The organism is Micromonospora chaiyaphumensis (assembly GCF_900091435.1).
Lineage (GTDB): Bacteria > Actinomycetota > Actinomycetes > Mycobacteriales > Micromonosporaceae > Micromonospora > Micromonospora chaiyaphumensis.
In genome coordinates this window covers 111,051-127,374 of sequence record NZ_FMCS01000008.1, presented here as the reverse complement: position 1 = coordinate 127,374, position 16,324 = coordinate 111,051, and the positions used below count along the sequence as shown (strand labels likewise).

General features: G+C 75.2%; 12 protein-coding genes. 4 read left to right on the top strand and 8 right to left on the bottom strand.

Translation table 11 applies throughout. The features are described from left to right. Positions 1 to 97 precede the first annotated feature (97 nt). Positions 98 to 799 (top strand): hypothetical protein, encoded by a 702-nt coding sequence (locus GA0070214_RS21630; RefSeq protein WP_091267009.1) that lies wholly within the window; start codon positions 98 to 100, stop codon positions 797 to 799. Positions 800 to 852: 53 nt separating this feature from the next. Here GA0070214_RS21630 and folE read toward each other — a convergent pair whose 3' ends face one another. The 4 genes from folE to GA0070214_RS31935 all read right to left on the bottom strand — a co-directional run bounded on the left by folE (position 853) and on the right by GA0070214_RS31935 (position 4,754). Next, positions 853 to 1,518, bottom strand: a complete 666-nt coding sequence (folE, locus tag GA0070214_RS21625) for a GTP cyclohydrolase I FolE (RefSeq protein WP_091267005.1) — start codon at positions 1,516 to 1,518, stop codon at positions 853 to 855. A gap of 35 nt (positions 1,519 to 1,553) precedes the next feature. Beyond that, positions 1,554 to 3,563, bottom strand: a complete 2,010-nt coding sequence (gene ftsH / locus GA0070214_RS21620; RefSeq protein WP_091267614.1) for an ATP-dependent zinc metalloprotease FtsH — start codon at positions 3,561 to 3,563, stop codon at positions 1,554 to 1,556. Positions 3,564 to 3,941: 378 nt separating this feature from the next. Beyond that, a complete protein-coding gene (gene hpt, locus GA0070214_RS21615) occupies positions 3,942 to 4,517 on the bottom strand; it encodes a hypoxanthine phosphoribosyltransferase (protein WP_091267002.1) in 576 nt (191 codons plus the stop codon). Positions 4,518 to 4,616: 99 nt separating this feature from the next. After that, a complete protein-coding gene (locus GA0070214_RS31935) occupies positions 4,617 to 4,754 on the bottom strand; it encodes a hypothetical protein (RefSeq protein WP_167364315.1) in 138 nt (45 codons plus the stop codon). A gap of 150 nt (positions 4,755 to 4,904) precedes the next feature. Between GA0070214_RS31935 and GA0070214_RS21605 the strand changes: the two genes are divergently transcribed. Continuing rightward, positions 4,905 to 5,867 (top strand): GlxA family transcriptional regulator, encoded by a 963-nt coding sequence (locus tag GA0070214_RS21605; protein WP_091266993.1) that lies wholly within the window; start codon positions 4,905 to 4,907, stop codon positions 5,865 to 5,867. A 107-nt stretch (positions 5,868 to 5,974) separates the two neighbouring features. Here the strand turns inward: GA0070214_RS21605 and tilS are convergent, their stop codons facing one another. The 3 genes from tilS to dacB form a co-directional block, all read right to left on the bottom strand. Next, entirely contained in the window at positions 5,975 to 6,901 is a 927-nt protein-coding gene (gene tilS, locus GA0070214_RS21600) for a tRNA lysidine(34) synthetase TilS (RefSeq protein ID WP_244167807.1), read from the bottom strand. Positions 6,902 to 7,019: 118 nt separating this feature from the next. Then, positions 7,020 to 8,090 carry a zinc-dependent metalloprotease gene (locus GA0070214_RS21595; protein WP_091266987.1) on the bottom strand — a complete coding sequence of 357 codons (1,071 nt, stop codon included), beginning with the start codon at positions 8,088 to 8,090 and terminating at the stop codon, positions 7,020 to 7,022. Between the two features lie 80 nt (positions 8,091 to 8,170). After that, entirely contained in the window at positions 8,171 to 9,679 is a 1,509-nt protein-coding gene (gene dacB, locus GA0070214_RS21590; protein WP_377463216.1) for a D-alanyl-D-alanine carboxypeptidase/D-alanyl-D-alanine endopeptidase, read from the bottom strand. Between the two features lie 576 nt (positions 9,680 to 10,255). Here dacB and GA0070214_RS21585 point away from each other — a divergent pair. Then, complete coding sequence (locus tag GA0070214_RS21585) at positions 10,256 to 10,762, top strand: inorganic diphosphatase (RefSeq protein ID WP_091266984.1); 507 nt, start codon at positions 10,256 to 10,258, stop codon at positions 10,760 to 10,762. Between the two features lie 63 nt (positions 10,763 to 10,825). Here GA0070214_RS21585 and eccD read toward each other — a convergent pair whose 3' ends face one another. Continuing rightward, positions 10,826 to 12,223: a type VII secretion integral membrane protein EccD gene (gene eccD, locus GA0070214_RS21580; RefSeq protein WP_091266981.1), complete on the bottom strand. Its 1,398-nt coding sequence runs from the start codon at positions 12,221 to 12,223 to the stop codon at positions 10,826 to 10,828. Positions 12,224 to 12,323: 100 nt separating this feature from the next. Here eccD and eccCa point away from each other — a divergent pair, with 100 nt between their 5' ends. Further along, a complete protein-coding gene (gene eccCa, locus GA0070214_RS21575) occupies positions 12,324 to 16,265 on the top strand; it encodes a type VII secretion protein EccCa (RefSeq protein WP_091266978.1) in 3,942 nt (1,313 codons plus the stop codon). Positions 16,266 to 16,324 lie beyond the last annotated feature (59 nt).

The following is a 16,324-nucleotide window of genomic DNA, read 5'->3' as shown; positions in this document are numbered from 1 at the left end:
GTCTTGCGAGCCCCGCAGTCGCGAACCCAGGAGACATCGTGAGCGCGAGGAGTGAGCCGGTCTTGCGAGCCCCGCAGTCGCGGACCCAGGAGGCACCGTGAGCGAGACCGGCACGGCGGTGCCCGCGCCCCGGTCCGGCGGCCCGACGGTCGACCCGGACCCGGCCGGGGCGGCCTGGGCGGACTATGTGGCCGCCGCCCGCCAGCTCGACGGCGTACGCCGGGCCGCGGCGACCGCCGCCAGTGAGCAGGCCCGGTCGGTGGCGGCCGCCCGGGAGGAGCTGACCGCGGTCCGCGAGCGCCTCGCCCCGCAGCAGTCGCGGCTGCGGGAGCTGGGCGTCCCGGCGATCTCGCTGCTGCCGACGCCGCCGGAGGTGTCCGAGGCGGCCCGGTCGATGGCGGCCGGGCCGGCGGCCGTGCTGGCCGCGCTGCGCACCGCCCGGGGCTGGGCGGACGCGGCGGACGACAGTCTCGCCGCGCGCGGCCTGCCCCGGTTGGCGCGCTGGCCGGCGTATCCCCGCAACCTGCTGGTCTACGGGCCGCTGGCGTTGCTGGTCCCGCTGGTCCAGCTCGCGATCTTCCTGGTCACGGGCACCGGCGCGGTGACGCTGCTCGCGCTCGTGGTGGGGCTGCCGCTGCCGGCGGTCGCGTTCATGCTGGGGTGGCTCGCGGTGGGGCGGCTGTTCCGGCCCCGACCGACCGACCGCGTGGACCGGACGCCCCGCTTCGGTGCGCTGGTCTGCCTGGTCCCGGCGGTGCTGGCCACGGCCGGCCTGCTGCTGGCCATGCTGGCCGGCTGAGTCCGGACACGACAGCGGGCCCCTCCCGTGGGAAGGGCCCGCTGTCGGTGCGGTCAGCGCGGGATGATCAGTGCCATCGCCTCGGCGCGTGACTTGGCGTCGTTCTGGAGGGTGCCCCGGACCGCCGAGGTGATCGTCTTGGCACCGGACTTCTGGATGCCGCGCATCGCCATGCACATGTGCTCGCACTCGAGCACCACCACGACGCCGCGCGGCGCCAGCTTGGTCATCAGCAGGTCGGCGATCTGCGAGGTGAGCCGCTCCTGCACCTGCGGGCGCCGGGCGAACACCTCGACCAGCCGGGCCAGCTTGGACAGGCCGGTGATCCGGCCGTCCGGGCCGGGGATGTAGCCGATGTGGGCGCTGCCCCGGAACGGGAGCAGGTGGTGCTCGCAGAGGCTCATCACGTCGATGTCCCGGACGAGCACCAACTCCTCGTGGTTGGCCTCGAAGGTGGTGCTGAGCACCTGCGCCGGGTCCACCCGCAGGCCGGCGAAGAGTTCCGCGTACGCGCGGGCGACCCGGGCCGGCGTCTGCTGGAGACCGTCCCGGTCCGGGTCCTCGCCGACGGCCACGAGGATCTCCCGGACCGCCTTCTCGATGCGGGCCAGGTCGACGCTCTCCTCCACCGGGCGCCCGGTCAGCTTGCCGCTGATCAGGCGCGCGGCGACGTAGTCGAGCGCGTCGTCCCCGTCGGGCTCGGTCGCGGAGACGGCCAGCTCCCGCTTGCGGGAGCTGGCCGTCGGGTCGGTGGTCAGTGGGTACCGTCCGAGTTGTTCGAGGGCGACCCGCCGACCGAGGCGCCGTCGGCCTGAGCCTGCGCCTTGAGGGTCTCCTTCTCGGCGGGCGTGAGCACGGGCGGCTCGGTGGAGGGCTGGCGCTTGCCGAAGCCGTGGTAGGGGGCCATCGGCGGGCGCTTCGCCACCCGGGCGCAGATCCGGGCCATGTCGGCCGTGGAGAGGGTCTCCTTCTCCATGAGCTCGAGCACGATGTTGTCCAGGACGTCCCGGTATTCCACCAGGATCTCCCAGGCCTCGTCGTGGGCCAGCTCGATCAGCGCCCGCATCTCGCCGTCGATCTCGGCGGCCACCGCGTCCGAGTAGTCCCGCTCGTGGCCCATGTTGCGGCCGAGGAACGGCTCGTCGCCGCTGGTGCCGTACTTGATCGCGCCGAGCTTGGAGCTCATGCCGTACTGCGTGATCATCGCGCGGGCCAGCTGCGTGGCCTTCTCGATGTCGTTGCCGGCGCCGGTGGTGGGCTCGTGGAAGACGAGCTCCTCGGCGGCCCGGCCACCCAGCGCGTACGCCAGGGTGTCGATCATCTCGGCCCGGGTCTGGGTGTACTTGTCCTCGGTCGGCAGGACCAGCGTGTGGCCCAGCGACCGGCCCCGGGACAGGATGGTCACCTTGTGCACCGGCGCGGCGTGCGGCAGCGCCCAGGCGACCAGCGCATGCCCACCCTCGTGGTACGCGGTGATCTTCTTCTCCTGGTCGCTCATCACCCGGGTCCGGCGCTGCGGACCGGCGATCACCCGGTCGATCGACTCCTCCAGGGAGTCGTTGGTGATCGCCCGCTGGTCCTTTCGGGCGGTGAGCAGCGCGGACTCGTTGATCACATTGGCCAGGTCGGCGCCGCTGAAGCCGGGGGTGCGCCGGGCGACCGAGTCGAGGTCGACGTCGGGCGTGAACGGCTTGCCCTTGGCGTGCACCCGCAGGATGGCCTTGCGGCCCTCCATGTCGGGGGCGTCGACCGGGATCTGCCGGTCGAAGCGGCCCGGGCGCAGCAGCGCCGGGTCGAGGATGTCCGGCCGGTTGGTGGCGGCGATCAGGATGACGCCGCCCTTGGTGTCGAAGCCGTCCATCTCGACGAGCAGCTGGTTGAGGGTCTGCTCCCGCTCGTCGTGACCGCCGCCCATGCCGGCGCCGCGGTGCCGGCCGACCGCGTCGATCTCGTCGACGAAGACGATCGCCGGCGCGTTCGACTTGGCCTGCTCGAAGAGGTCGCGGACCCGGCTGGCGCCGACACCGACGAACATCTCCACGAAGTCCGAGCCGGAGATCGAGTAGAACGGCACACCGGCCTCGCCGGCCACCGCGCGGGCGAGCAGGGTCTTACCGGTGCCGGGCGGGCCGAAGAGCAGCACGCCCTTCGGGATCTTGGCACCCAGGGCCTGGTACTTCGCCGGGTTCTGCAGGAAGTCCTTGATCTCGTGCAGTTCCTCGACGGCCTCGTCCGCCCCGGCCACGTCCGCGAAGGTGGTCTTCGGCGTGTCCTTGGTGATCATCTTCGCCTTGGACTTGCCGAAGTTGAGCACCCGCGAGCCGCCGCCCTGCATCTGCGACATGAAGAACAGCAGCAAGAGCACCAGCAGCGCGATGGGCAGGAGGTTGACCAGCAGGCTCACCCAGATGCTGTCCGAGGAGACCTTGGTGTCGGCCGGGCCGGTGACCCGGTTGGCCGCCTTGGCGTCCAGCACCTCGTTCCAGACCTGGCCGCCCACCTCGTAGGGGAACTGGGCCTCGATCCGGTCGGTGGTGGTGTCGCCGAACTTCGTCTTCTGGGCCAGGTCGAGCTGGAGCGTCTGCTCCTTGTCCTGGAAGACCGCCTTGTTGATCTTTGCGGTGTGGAGCTGGTCGAGCGCCACCGACGTGTCCACGCGGTGGTAGCTCGGGCCAGCCGTGAAGAGTTGACTGAGCACAACGGCGCCGAGGATGACCAGGATGATCCAGACCACCGGTCGGCGGAAGAAACGCGTACGTTCCATGCTGTTGTCGGGCACCGAGGCGCCCGCATCCTCCTGATCGACGTCCTGACCGTCTGAATGGTGTCGCCGCCTCGGGCGGCGGCCGCAGCCGCCGTGCGGGCCGGCCCCGACCCCGAGGCGCGTCAACTGCCGCGCCGCGGTCATTCGACGGTACACCGTTCGCGCCAGATGCGAGCTTGCGAGCCCGGCACTTACGCGTACGGCGAACCCGGGTTTGGGCCGGCGTGGCGGGGAGCTCCCCACCCGGCCACCCGACCGCCCGGTCACGCGGTTCGAGGGGTCGGGCGTGGAGGGTGCCTCCACGTCACCGGCCTCTACCGTAGACCGGAAGGCTGAGAGCCCGCTGAACGTCGGCTGACGACCGGCCGGGTGCCGGGATCAGGCCCGGGCGTAGACCTCGGGCTTGAGCACGCCGACGTAGGGCACCTCGCGGTAGCGCTCACCGAAGTCGAGGCCGTAGCCGACCACGAACTCGGTCGGGATGTCGAAGCCGACGTACTTCACCGGGACCGGCACCTTGACCGCGTCCGGCTTGCGGAACAGGGCGACCACCTCGACGCTGGCGGCGGAGCGCGACTCCAGGTAGCGCAGCAGCCAGGAGAGGGTCAGGCCGGAGTCGACGATGTCCTCGACGACCACCACGTGCCGGCCGGCGATGTCCCGGTCCAGGTCCTTGAGGATCCGCACCACGCCGGAGGAGGTGGTGCCCTGGCCGTACGAGGAGACGGCCATGAACTCCAGCTCGGCGGGCGGGCCCTGGCGGCCCAGCGCGCGGGCGAAGTCGGCCATGAACATGACCGCGCCCTTCAGCACGCACACGAGCAGGAGACCGTCCTCGACGTGGGCGTAGTCCGCCGAGACCTGCTTGGCGAGTTCCGCGGTCTTCTCGCGGATCTGCGCCTCGGAGATGATCACGTGGTCGATGTCGGCGTCGTACCAGGAGCCGTCAGCCATGCTCCTAGCCTGCCGTACGCCGGATGGCCTCCGTCGGCGGGGCCGCCCCTTTTGGCGCGGTCCCGCCGAGGATTAACGGCGCACATGGAGCAAATCACCTCAGCAGGTGCGGGAGCGCCAGCGGCGCCCGTCCTCGGTCGGCTTCCAGTCGGCCGAGTCCCGGGTGTCGGCGGTCAACCCGGAGGCGCTGGCGCCGACGAGGAGGAGCAGGAAGAAGAGGAGCAGCAGAACGGTCATGGCGGCGCTCGCTTTCGCGTGGTTGATGTGGTTTTCGCCGCCGGTGCGCACCGGACACCATCAAGTTTGCGACCCGCCGTACGGTTCGGACAGTGGCAGGAATGCCAGTGGGCCTCGATTTCCTGCCACCTATCGGGTTACCCTCGTCACATGCTTCGATCCGTCGCCGTCGTGGCCCTCGAAGAGGTCGCCGCATTCGAACTCGGTGTGGTCGCCGAGGTGTTCGGCACCGACCGCACCGCCGACGGCTTCCCCGGCTACCGGTTCGACGTCTGCACCGTGGACGGCGGCCCGGTCCGCAGCCGCTCCGGCTTTCTGCTCACCCCCACCGCCGACCTGACCGCGATCGAGGACGCCGACCTGGTGGCCGTGCCCGCCCACGGCGACGGGACGGCCCCGGTCCCCGAGCCGGTGCTGGCCGCCCTGCGCCGGGCCGCCGACCGGGGCGCCTGGCTGCTCAGCGTCTGCTCCGGCGCGTTCGTGCTCGGCGAGGCGGGGCTGCTGGACGGGCGCGACTGCACCACCCACTGGCGGCACGTCGACGAGCTGCAGGAGCGGTTCCCGGCGGCCCGGGTGCACTGCAACTCGCTCTACGTGCAGGACGGGCGGCTGCTCACCAGCGCCGGCACCGCCGCCGGCATCGACGCCTGCCTGCACCTGGTCCGCCAGGCGCACGGCTCGGCCACGGCCACGCGGCTGGCCCGCCGGATGGTCGTCCCGCCGCACCGCGACGGCGGGCAGGCCCAGTACATCGAGGCGCCCATCCCGAAGGCCCCCGAGGCGCCCACCCTGGAGCCGGTGCTGGAGTGGCTGATGGGACACCTGGACCGGACGGTGAGCGTGGACGAGCTGGCCGCCCGGGCCGGAATGGCGCCCCGCACCTTCGCCCGCCGGTTCCGGGCCGAGACCGGCACCACGCCCCACGACTGGCTGACCAACCAGCGGGTCCTGCTCGCGCGGCGGCTGCTGGAGGAGACCCGGCTGAGCGTGGAGAACGTGGCCGACCAGGCCGGGTTCGGCGACGCGGCGGCGCTGCGCCACCACTTCACCCGCCGGGTCGGCACCACCCCGCACGCCTACCGGACCACCTTCCGGGAGCGCGTCGACGCCTGATCCGGGGCGCCCGCCACCGCGGGCTCGGCGAGCTGGCGGTGTCCCGAGCGGCCGGACACGGCCACCTCGGCCGGCTGGCGGTTCGGCATGCGGACCGCCGGGGCGGGTCAGGTGGTGAGGCGGCCGGCGTGGCGGCGGACGAGGAGGCCGCCGGGCAGATGGACGGCGCCCTGCCCGCGCCAGTCCGTGACCAGGGCGTCCAGCGCCGCCACGTGCCGGTGCGACAGGGCGGCCGGCGAGGCGCCCAGCTCCCGGGCCCAGGCGTGCAGCACCCGGGTGCGTACGGCCGCGGGCAGCGCGGCCAGGCCGTCGACCGAGAGCCCGCCCTCCGCGGCCCGGGCTGCGGAGAGCCCGGCGGCGGCCACATCGTCCAGGGCCGCGTTGTCGGCGGCCAGCAGGCGGGCGGTCCGGGCCAGGTTGTCGACCACCCCGGGGCCGAGCGCCCGGACCAGCGCGGGCAGCACGTCGGCGCGGACGCGCGAGCGGGCGTACGCGGGGTCGGCGTTGTGCGGGTCCTCCCACGGCGTGAGCCCGAGCGCGGCGCACGCCTCCCGGGTGTCGTCGCGGGGGACGTCGAGCAGCGGGCGGAGCAGCGGCACCCCGTCCCGCTCGCGGCGCGGCGGCATGCCGGCCAGGCCGCGCGGGCCGGCGCCCCGGGCCAGCGCGAGCAGCACCGTCTCGGCCTGGTCGTCGCGGGTGTGACCGAGCAGGATCCCGGCCGCGCCGTACCGACGGGCCGCGGCGAGCAGGGCGTCGTACCGGGCCTCCCGGGCGGCCGCCTCGGGGCCTCCGGGCCGGCCGGCGACGATCACGGGAACCACCTCGACGGGATCGAGACCGATCTCGCGCCCCCAGCGGGCCACCCGTTCGGCGCGCTCGGCCGAACCGGACTGCAGGCCATGGTCGACGGTCACCAGGCCGGCCCGGCGGCCCAGGCGCGGCGCCACGAAGGCGGTGGCGGCGGCCAGGGCCAGCGAGTCGGCGCCGCCGGAACACGCGACCAGCACCGGCCCGGCCCCGGGCAGCCCGGTCAACGCGCGGCGTACGGCGAGCCGGACGGCGGCGACCGCCGGGGCGAGCGCGGCCCGGTCGCCGGTCGGTCGCGACCGCGGTGCCGGCGAACCCGGCTCGCTCCTGGCCCGGACCACCGACTCAGCCGGCGGACGGGGGGACGCTCGCCGGCCCGCCGTGCACCCGGGCCACCCAGGCGTCCGGGTCGCCCAGCTCGTCGAGCCGGGGCAGGGTGAGCGGCGAGGAGAAGATCTTGTTGAAGCCGGCCATGCCGACCCGGTCCACGACGCCGTGCACGAACTTGCGGCCCTCGGCGTACTGGCGCATCTTGACCTCGATGCCGAGCACCCGGCGGATCGCCTTCTCCAGGGCGTTGCCCGACTCGCGGCGGCGGTTGAACGCCGCCCGGATCGCGTCGACGCTGGGAATGACCTGCGGGCCGACGCCGTCCATGACGAACTCGGCGTGCCCCTCGAGCAGGGTCATCAGCGCGGTGAGCCGGTCCAGCACGGCCCGCTGCGCGGGGGTCTGCACGATGTCCAGCACGCTGGCCCGGCTCTCCGGGTCCTTCACCGCGTCGGAGAGCGTGGCCACGCCGCGGCGCAGCCGCTCCAGCAGGTGCTCGCCGCCCTGCGACGCGTCCACGAACGCCTGCACCTCGCTGAGGAAGTACGCCCGCATCCACGGCACGGCGGTGAACTGGGTCCGGTGGGTCACCTCGTGCAGGCAGACCCAGAGCCGGAAGTCCCGGGGGTCGGCCCCCAGCTTCCGCTCCACCTCGACGATGTTCGGGGCGACCAGCAGCAGCTGGCCGGGGTCACCCGCGAAGACCTCGTACTGGCCGAGCACCCGCCCGGAGAGGTAGGCCAGCACGGTGCCGGCCTGCACCCCGGTGAGCCGGGACCCGATCGCCTCGGTGAGCGGCCCGGGGCGCTTGGCGCCGGAGAGCCGGTCCACCAGCGGGGTGATCACCTCGCGCAGCCCGGCGATGTTGGCGGCCGCCCAGTCCCGGCGGTCGACCACGCGGACCGGCGGGTGGGTGACCTGGGAGCGCAGGCCGGTGTAGTCGGCGACGTGGCCGGCGGCCTCCTCGGTCAGCCGGCGCAGCTCGCCCACCACGTCGGTGGCCTCGGCGTACGACACCCGGGGGCCCGACTTGCCCAGCGCCCCCGCGGTCGCGGCGGCCAGATCCCAGTCCACGAACTGCGCCATGGACCCACCGTACCCGCGCCGCAACACCCCCACCCGGGCTCGCGAGCGCGGATCGACGCCGGTCGCACCGGGCAGGACGGTCAGCGGCAGCCGCAGCCGGCCAGCGCGGAGGAGATCCGGTCGAGGGCCTGCCGGGTCTCGTCGAGGCTGTCCGGGGTGCGGTCGGTGAGGATCGCGAAGGTGAGCAGCCGGCCGTCGGCCGTGGTGACCAGCCCGGCGATGGCGTTCACCCCGCTGAGCGTGCCGGTCTTCGCCCGGACGACGCCGGCGCCGGCCTTCGTCACCGACGCCTGGTAGCGCTCGTCGAGGGTGCCGGACCAGCCGCCCACGGGCAGGCCGCCGAAGATCGCGGCCAGGTCGGGGTGGCTCCCGTTGCCGGCGAGCGTGATCAGGTCGGTGAGCAGCGACGGGCTGATCCGGTTGGTGCGGGACAGGCCGCTGCCGTCGGCCAGGCTGATCTCGCCGGCCGGCAGCCCCAGCTCGCCGAGCACCTGGTCGGTGGCGGCCGCGCCGCCGGCGAACGAGCCGGGCTTGCCCTTGGCGATCGCGACCTGGCGCGCCATCGCCTCGGCGATCACGTTGTCGCTGTCACTGATCATGATGTCGACCAGGCGGACCATCGGCAGCGACTGGACCTTGCCCAGCTCGGCCCCCGGGGCGGGGGTGCCGGTCGCCGTCGCGCCGGAGGCGGCGGGAGCGGTGCCCCGCTTCGCCTCGGCGGCGGCCCCGGTGAGCCCGAGGAGCTTGGCGAACTGCCGGCCGGCGGTGAGGTCCGGCTGCGGCACCCGCTCGGCGGCGTGGTTCATGGCCTCCTCGGTCCGGCGGGCCTCCGCCGGATCCCGCCGCGCGCCGTCGGTCATCAGCGCGGTGATCGCCGCGCCGAACCCGCCGGTCGGGATGTCCGAGTCCCAGCCGGGCTCGTAGACCGGGCCGCTGAACAGGGACGAGTCGACGGTGACCTTGGTCGGGGCGGTGCCGCCGAGCGCCTTGCGCACCTGGGCGGCGAGGTCGTCCAGGCGGGCCGCGCCCGGGTAGAAGCCGTTCTTGTCGACCGCGAGGGTGGGGTCGCCGCCACCGACCAGGACCACCTCGCCGGGGGCCGCGCCGGCCACCGCCCGGGTGGGGATCCGGTACGCGGGGCCGCGCGCCGCCAGCACGGCGACCCCGGTGGCCAGCTTGGTCACCGAGGCGGGCACGGTCGGGCTGTCCTGCCCGCGGCCGTAGAGGGCCTCACCGGTGGTCACGTCGGCCACCGACACGTTCACCCGGTCACCGAGCGCGGCGGCGCCGACCAGTGGTTCGAGCGCGGCGCGTACCCCCTCGGGGGTGGGCTGTGGCGCGTTGCCGTCCGCGCCGGCCAGCACGGCGGGCGGGGGTGGCTCGGGCGACTGCGCGGCGGCGGTCGGGGTGTCGTCGCCACCCAGCCAGCCGGCAACCGGGCCGGGGCGGACCACGGCCAGCCCGACCGCGGCCAGGGCGACGATGAGCACGCCGGCCAGGACCGCGACCAGCCGGACCGGGCGCCGGCGGGGCGGCGGGGGCGTCGGCGGGAGCGGGGCGGCGCCGACCGGCGGCACCGGCGGGCTCACGGGGATGCCGCCGGGAGCGTCGTAGCCCGGCCAGCTCACCGGGGCGGCCGGACCCGGGCCGTAATCCCGGGGGTCCGCGTGCCCGTGCTGCCGGGCATCGGCGTGCCCGTACTCCCGCGGGGCCGCGCGGCCGTACTCCTGCGGACGGCCGTACTCCTGCGGGGCGGGGCGACCGTACTCCTGCGGGGTGGCGCGACCGTGGTCCTGGGGAGCTGGGCGGCCGTGTCCGGCGGGGCCGGGGTGGCCGTACTGCCCGGGGTTGGCGCGGCCCACCGGGGCGGACCCGACGGGCGGCCCGGGGCGGTGGCCGGGGGTGGTGCCGGGGATCGAGACGCGGCCGGTGGCCCCGCCGGAACCGGAACCCGCGGACCTGGGCCCGTCAACCCCCTCGGGGCGGTAGTGTGAATCTTCCCTCCCCACGACCCCCTCCTCCCCCGCTCAAAAGCGCCTTGGGTGACACTACTTCGGTCCGAACACTATGCGGCGGCCGGAGCCGGCGGGGGGCGTTCACCCCGTCCGGTGGGCGACGCCACTGGTTTCCGTTAGCCAGCGTGGGCAAACGAGGGAGCGTGGGAGATGGATTTCGACGTCACGGTTGAGATCCCCAAGGGTCACCGCAACAAGTACGAGGTGGACCACGCGACCGGCCGGATCCGGCTGGACCGCACCCTCTTCACCTCCACGCAGTACCCGGCCGACTACGGCTTCATCGAGGGCACGCTCGGCGAGGACGGCGACCCGCTGGACGCGCTCGTGCTGGTGCCCGAGCCCACCTTCCCGGGCTGCCTGATCCGCTGCCGCACCATCGGCATGTTCCGGATGACGGACGAGAAGGGCGGCGACGACAAGGTCCTCTGCGTGCCCTACGAGGATCCGCGCCAGGAGCACCTGCGGGACATCCACCACCTGGGCGAGTTCGACCGCCTGGAGATCCAGCACTTCTTCGAGGTCTACAAGGACCTGGAGCCGGGCAAGTCGGTCGAGGGCGCGACCTGGGTGGGTCGCACCGAGGCCGAGGCCGAGATCGTGGCCTCGTACCAGCGTGCCAAGGAGGCCGCCGAGCGCGGCGAGACCCTGCACTGACCTGATCCGCGCCGACGGGCCCGGGCCGCTCCAGCGAGCGACCCGGGCCCGCGTGCGTGCGGGTCAGCCCAGCAGGCCGCGGGCCCGGTCGTAGAGGTCGAGCACCGCGCAGGCGACCGGGACCACCGCGACCACCAGCGCGGTGTCGGTCAGGTCGGCCAGCCGGCCGAGGTACGGGGAGACCGGCCGCCGGGCGTACGTGGCGCCGGCCGCCACGGCGAGCAGGGCCACGGCCAGCCCGCCGACGGTCAGCGCCAGCCGGCCGGCCGGACCGGCCCGGTCGGCGAGCACCGCGCCGAGCAGGGCGTACCCGATCAGCCCGGCGGCGACGGCGGGCACCCGGTGGCGGACCGCCACGAAGAGCCGGGAGCGCAGCAGCAGCACCCCGCAGCCGACCGCCACGAGCAGCCGGCCGGCGGCGCCGCCGGTGGTGGCGAGCACCGCGGCGGCCACGACGGCCAGCACCGCGTGCCCGAGCAGCATCCCGGTCAGCATCTCCTCGGTGCGGGCCACGGCCGCGTGCACCCGGGTCCGGTCGGGCAGGTCGCGCACACCCGCCGGGCCGCCGGCCGGCGCGGGCAGGGTGATCGGCGGCAGCGGCACCTTGCCGAGCCGGATGGCCAGCAGCGGCAGCCCGCCGAGCGCGAAGACCAGCGCGCAGAGCAGCACGGCGGCGGTGCCGGCCGGGTCGAGGAACAGCCCGCCGAGGCCGGCGGCCGCGCCGGCCGTGCCGGCCGTCGCGCCGGCCAGGAAGACCCGGGACCGGCTGGCCACCCCGAGCAGGGCGAGCACCGACACGAGCAGGAGCGCCACCGAGCCGGCGAGCAGTTCCGGTGCGCCGACCCAGCGCAGCGGCGCGAGCGGGCCGACCGGGTCACCGGAGCCGACCGCCAGCGCGCCGGCCGCGGCGGCCCAGGGCAGCGCGTACCCGCCGAGGGTGGCGCCGACCGGCCCGTCACCGAAGGCCCGGGAGGCGGCGGTGGCGGCGAGCACCAGGAGCAGGGCCACCGCGGCGGCGACCGGCCAGCCACTGCGCGGCCCGGGACCGGCGGTCAGCACGGCGAGCAGCCCGACGGCCAGCGGCACGCCCGCCCCGGCCAGGGCGGCGGCCCGCGTGGCCCCGGGCGACCAGGCGGCACCGCGACGGCGCGCCCCGTCGGCGATCGCCTCGACCACGTCGTCGTACTCCAGCTCGGGCCACTGGGCGCGGGCCGGGACGAGGTGCAGCACCTCGCCGTCGCGGACGCCCTGGGGCAGCAGCGCCTGCGCGGTGGCCAGCGCGCCGCCGTCGGTCCGGCGCAGCACCCAGCCGCCGTGCCGTTCGCCGTCGTCGGCCAGCCCCTCACCGGCGTGCCGGAGCACCTCGGGCAGCAACTCGGCCAGGGGTACCTGCTCCGGCAGGGCCACGTCGACCCGCCGCCGGGGGGCGCTGATCGTGACCCGGGCCAGCCCGCTTGTCATCGATGTCTCTCCATATCGAGCGGGAACGGTGGCTGACGGACGACTGGACTTTACCTACGATGAGCCAGGCTCGGGTTACCGAGAGCCATGGGGAGGCCGAGTGTCCACTGTCGTCATCAAGCGGCCACCGCGCCGCCCGGCGCCGGAGATCCCGGCGGGTGAGCTGCCCGTGGAGGCACCCCCGGAGATCCCCGCGGTGGCCGGTGGGCGCTGGCAGCAGGCGCTCATGGTGCTGCCGATGCTCGGCGGGACGGTGGCCATGGCCATGATGTTCGGCCGGGGCGGCGGGGCCTACTCGTACGTGGTGGGCGGCATGTTCGGGCTCTCCTCGGTGGCGATGCTGGTGACCTCGTGGGGCAGCGCAGGGCCGAAGAGGTCCGAGATGATGGCCGCCCGCCGGGAATACCTCCGGCACCTCGCCGCCCTGCGCCGCCGGGTCCGGGAGACCGCCGGGGCGCAGCGGGCCGGGCTCTACTACCGGCATCCCGACCCCGGGCGGCTCTGGTCGACGGTGGACAGCCACCGGGTCTGGGAGCGCCGGCCGGGCGACCCGGACTTCGCGGTGGTCCGGGTCGGGGTCGGGCCGCAGACGCTGGCCACCCCGCTGCTGCCGCCGGTGACCAGGCCGCTCGACGAGCTGGAGCCGATGACCGCGGGCGCGCTGCGGCGCTTCCTGGACGCGTACTCGGTGGTGCCGGACCTGCCGGTGGCGCTCTCGCTGCGCAGCTTCGCCCGGGTCTTCGTGCGCGGCCCGGCCGGCGCCGTCCGCGGCGCGGGTTCCCCCGCCGCCCAGGCGCTGGCGCGGGCGGTGCTCACCCAGCTCGCCGTCTTCCACGCCCCCGACGAGCTGCTGATCGCGGTCTGCGCCGGGCCGGAACGGCGGGCCGGCTGGGAGTGGGTCAAGTGGCTCCCGCACGCCCACCACCCCGTGCGCACCGACGCGCTCGGCCCGGTCCGGCTGGTCACCAGCTCGGCCGCCGAGCTGGAACGGCTCCTCGACGACGTGCTGGGCAGCCGGTCCCGGTTCAGCCCGGCCGGTCCGGCCACGGACGGGCCGCACGTGGTGGTGGTGCTCGACGGCGGCGACCTCACCGGCGCCACCGACCTGGCCGGCGACGGCGGGATCGACGCCGTCACGGTCCTCGACCTGGACACGCCGCCACCCCGCCTGCTCGACCGGTACGCCCTCCTGCTCGACCTGGTCGACGGCCGGCTGCACTCGCACTCCGCCGACGGGCACGCCGACGTGGGCGCGGCGGACGCGCTGGAACCGGCCGACGCCGAGGCGGTCGCCCGCCGGCTCGCCCCGCTGCGGCTGGCCGGCACGGCACGCGGACCGGACGCCCCGCCCGGTGCCGAGCCCGGCCTGCCGGAGCTGCTCGGGCTCGGCGACCCGGTGAGCTTCACCGCCGAGCAGGGCTGGAGCCCCCGGGCGGCCCGGGACCGGCTCCGGGTGCCGATCGGGGTGGGCGCCGACGGCGGGGCGATCGAGCTGGACCTCAAGGAGTCGGCCCAGGACGGGATGGGCCCGCACGGGCTGCTCATCGGCGCCACCGGCTCGGGCAAGTCGGAGCTGCTCCGCACGCTGGTGCTCGGGCTGGCCGCCACACACAGCTCGGAGCAGCTCAACTTCGTGCTGGTCGATTTCAAGGGCGGCGCGACCTTCGCGTCCTTCGAACGGCTGCCGCACACGGCCGCGGTGATCACCAACCTGGCCGACGCGCTGCCGCTGGTCGACCGGATGGTCGACGCGATCAACGGCGAGCTGGTGCGCCGGCAGGAGCTGCTGCGCCGGGCCGGCAACTTCGCGAGCGTGCGCGACTACGAGCGGGCGCGCGGGGCCGGCAGCCCCCTCGCCCCGCTGCCGTCGCTGCTGCTCGTCTGCGACGAGTTCTCCGAACTGCTCTCCGCCAAGCCCGACTTCATCGACCTCTTCGTGCAGATCGGCCGGCTGGGCCGCTCGCTCGGCGTCCACCTGCTGCTCGCCTCGCAGCGGCTGGAGGAGGGCCGGCTGCGCGGGCTGGACACCCACCTGTCGTACCGGATCGGGTTGCGGACCTTCTCGGCGCTGGAGTCCCGGACGGTTCTCGGCGTGCCGGACGCGCACGAGCTGCCCCGCAGCCCGGGCCACGGTTACCTGCGCTCGGGCACCGAGCCGCTGGTCCGGTTCAAGGCCGCCTACGTCTCCGGCACGGTGCGCCGGCGCGGCGGCCCGGCGGGCGCGGCGGGTGCCGCCGGTCCCCGGCTGCTCGCCTTCTCCACCCACCTGGTGCCGGCGCCCGAGCCGGCCACCCCGGCCCCCCTCCCCGCCGAGGAGGAGACCGGCGAGACCCTGCTCGACCTGCTGGTGGGTCGCCTGGCCGGGCAGGGCCCGCCGGCGCACCGGGTGTGGTTGCCGCCGCTGGACGCCGCGCCCGCGCTCGACGAGCTGCTCGGCCCGGTCGGTGCGGATCCGGTCCGCGGGCTCACCGTGGGCAACCCGGAGCTGCACGGCGCCCTCCAGGTGCCGGTGGCCGTGGTGGACAAGCCGTTCGAGCAGCGTCGCGACCTGCTCTGGCTGGCCCTGGACGGCGCGGCGGGGCACGTGGCGGTGGTCGGCACCACCCGCAGCGGCCGCTCCACCCTGCTCCGCACCCTGGTCTGCGCGCTGGCGCTCACCCACACCCCGGCCGAGGTGCAGGTCTACTGCCTCGACTTCGGCGGCGGCGCGCTCGGCGCGCTGCGCGACCTGCCGCACGTCGGCGGGGTCAGCGGCCGCACCGACGACACGGCGGTCCGCCGGACCGTCGGCGAGGTCGCCACCGTGCTGGCCGAGCGGGAGCGGCGGTTCACCGAGGCGGGGGTCGAGTCGATGGCGGCGTGGCGCCGGCGCCGGGCCGCGGCGTCGGCCACCGACCCGTTCGGCGACGTGTTCCTGGTGGTCGACGGCTGGAACACCCTGCGCGGCGAATACGAGGACCTGGAACCCCTGGTCACCGAGCTGGCCACCCGGGGCCTGGCGTACGGGGTGCACGTGGTGGCGAGCGCCCTGCGCTGGTCGGACTTCCGGCCGGCCATCCGCGACCTCTTCGGCTCGCGTCTGGAGCTGCGCCTCGGCGACCCGGCCGACTCGCTGGTGGTGAAGCGGGCGCTCGCGGCGACCGTGCCGGACGGGCGGCCGGGGCGCGGGATCACGGCGGGCGGGCTGCACTTCCTCGCCGCCGCACCCCGGGTTGCCGGCGTCGGCGAGGAGACCGGCGACCTGGTGAAGGCGGTGGCCGGGGCCTGGACCGGGCCGGCCGCGCCCCGGGTGCGGCTGCTCCCGCCGGTGCTGCCCTACGCCGAGCTCGACCAGGCCGCCACCACCGGGCTGGCCTTCCCCATCGGCGTGGCCGAGGCGGACCTGCGCCCCGTGGTGCTGGACTTCGCGACCGAGCCCAACTTCGTGGTCTTCGGCGACGCCGAGTGCGGCAAGTCCTCGTTCCTGCGGGCGCTGGCCACCTCGATCGTCCACCGGTTCACCCCGGAGCAGGCCCGGGTGATCCTTGTCGACTACCGGCGCAGCCTCATGGGCACGATCGAGACGGCGCACCTGATCGGCTACGGGACCGCCGCGCCGCACACGGCCGAGCTGATCGAGTCGGCGGCCGGCTACCTCCAGGGGCGGCTGCCGGGCCCGCAGGTCACCCCGGCCGAGCTGCGTACCCGGTCGTGGTGGACCGGGCCGGAGCTGTTCGTGCTGGTGGACGACTACGACCTGGTGGCCGGCGGGCCGACCAACCCGCTGCGCGCGCTGGAGGAGCACCTGCCGCACGCCCGGGACGTCGGCCTGCACCTGGTGCTGGCCCGCCGCTCCGGAGGCGCCGGCCGCACCTCGTTCGAGCCGGTCGTCCAACGGCTGCGGGAGCTCTCCACGGCCGGGCTCGTGATGTCGGGCGGCCCGGAGGAAGGGCCGCTCGTCGGTCCGGTGAAGGCCGGCCCGCTGCCACCGGGCCGGGGCCGGCTCGTGACCCGGCGCGAGGGCGTACGCCTGGTCCAGCTCGCCCATCTCCCGCCCGGGTGACCGGAGTGGCAGCGTGGCGCACGGGAAAACCGGTAATCTCCGAGCAGCATGTGTCTGAC

What these genes read in the sequence shown, in the direction of transcription:
- ftsH (WP_091267614.1), bottom strand. Translation starts at nt 3,563, where the DNA reads ATGGAACGTACGCGTTTCTTCCGCCGACCGGTGGTCTGGATCATCCTG.
- hpt (WP_091267002.1), bottom strand. Translation starts at nt 4,517, where the DNA reads ATGGCTGACGGCTCCTGGTACGACGCCGACATCGACCACGTGATCATC.
- GA0070214_RS31935 (WP_167364315.1), bottom strand. Translation starts at nt 4,754, where the DNA reads ATGACCGTTCTGCTGCTCCTCTTCTTCCTGCTCCTCCTCGTCGGCGCC.
- GA0070214_RS21605 (WP_091266993.1), top strand. Translation starts at nt 4,905, where the DNA reads ATGCTTCGATCCGTCGCCGTCGTGGCCCTCGAAGAGGTCGCCGCATTC.
- GA0070214_RS21595 (WP_091266987.1), bottom strand. Translation starts at nt 8,090, where the DNA reads ATGGCGCAGTTCGTGGACTGGGATCTGGCCGCCGCGACCGCGGGGGCG.
- GA0070214_RS21585 (WP_091266984.1), top strand. Translation starts at nt 10,256, where the DNA reads ATGGATTTCGACGTCACGGTTGAGATCCCCAAGGGTCACCGCAACAAG.
- eccD (WP_091266981.1), bottom strand. Translation starts at nt 12,223, where the DNA reads ATGACAAGCGGGCTGGCCCGGGTCACGATCAGCGCCCCCCGGCGGCGG.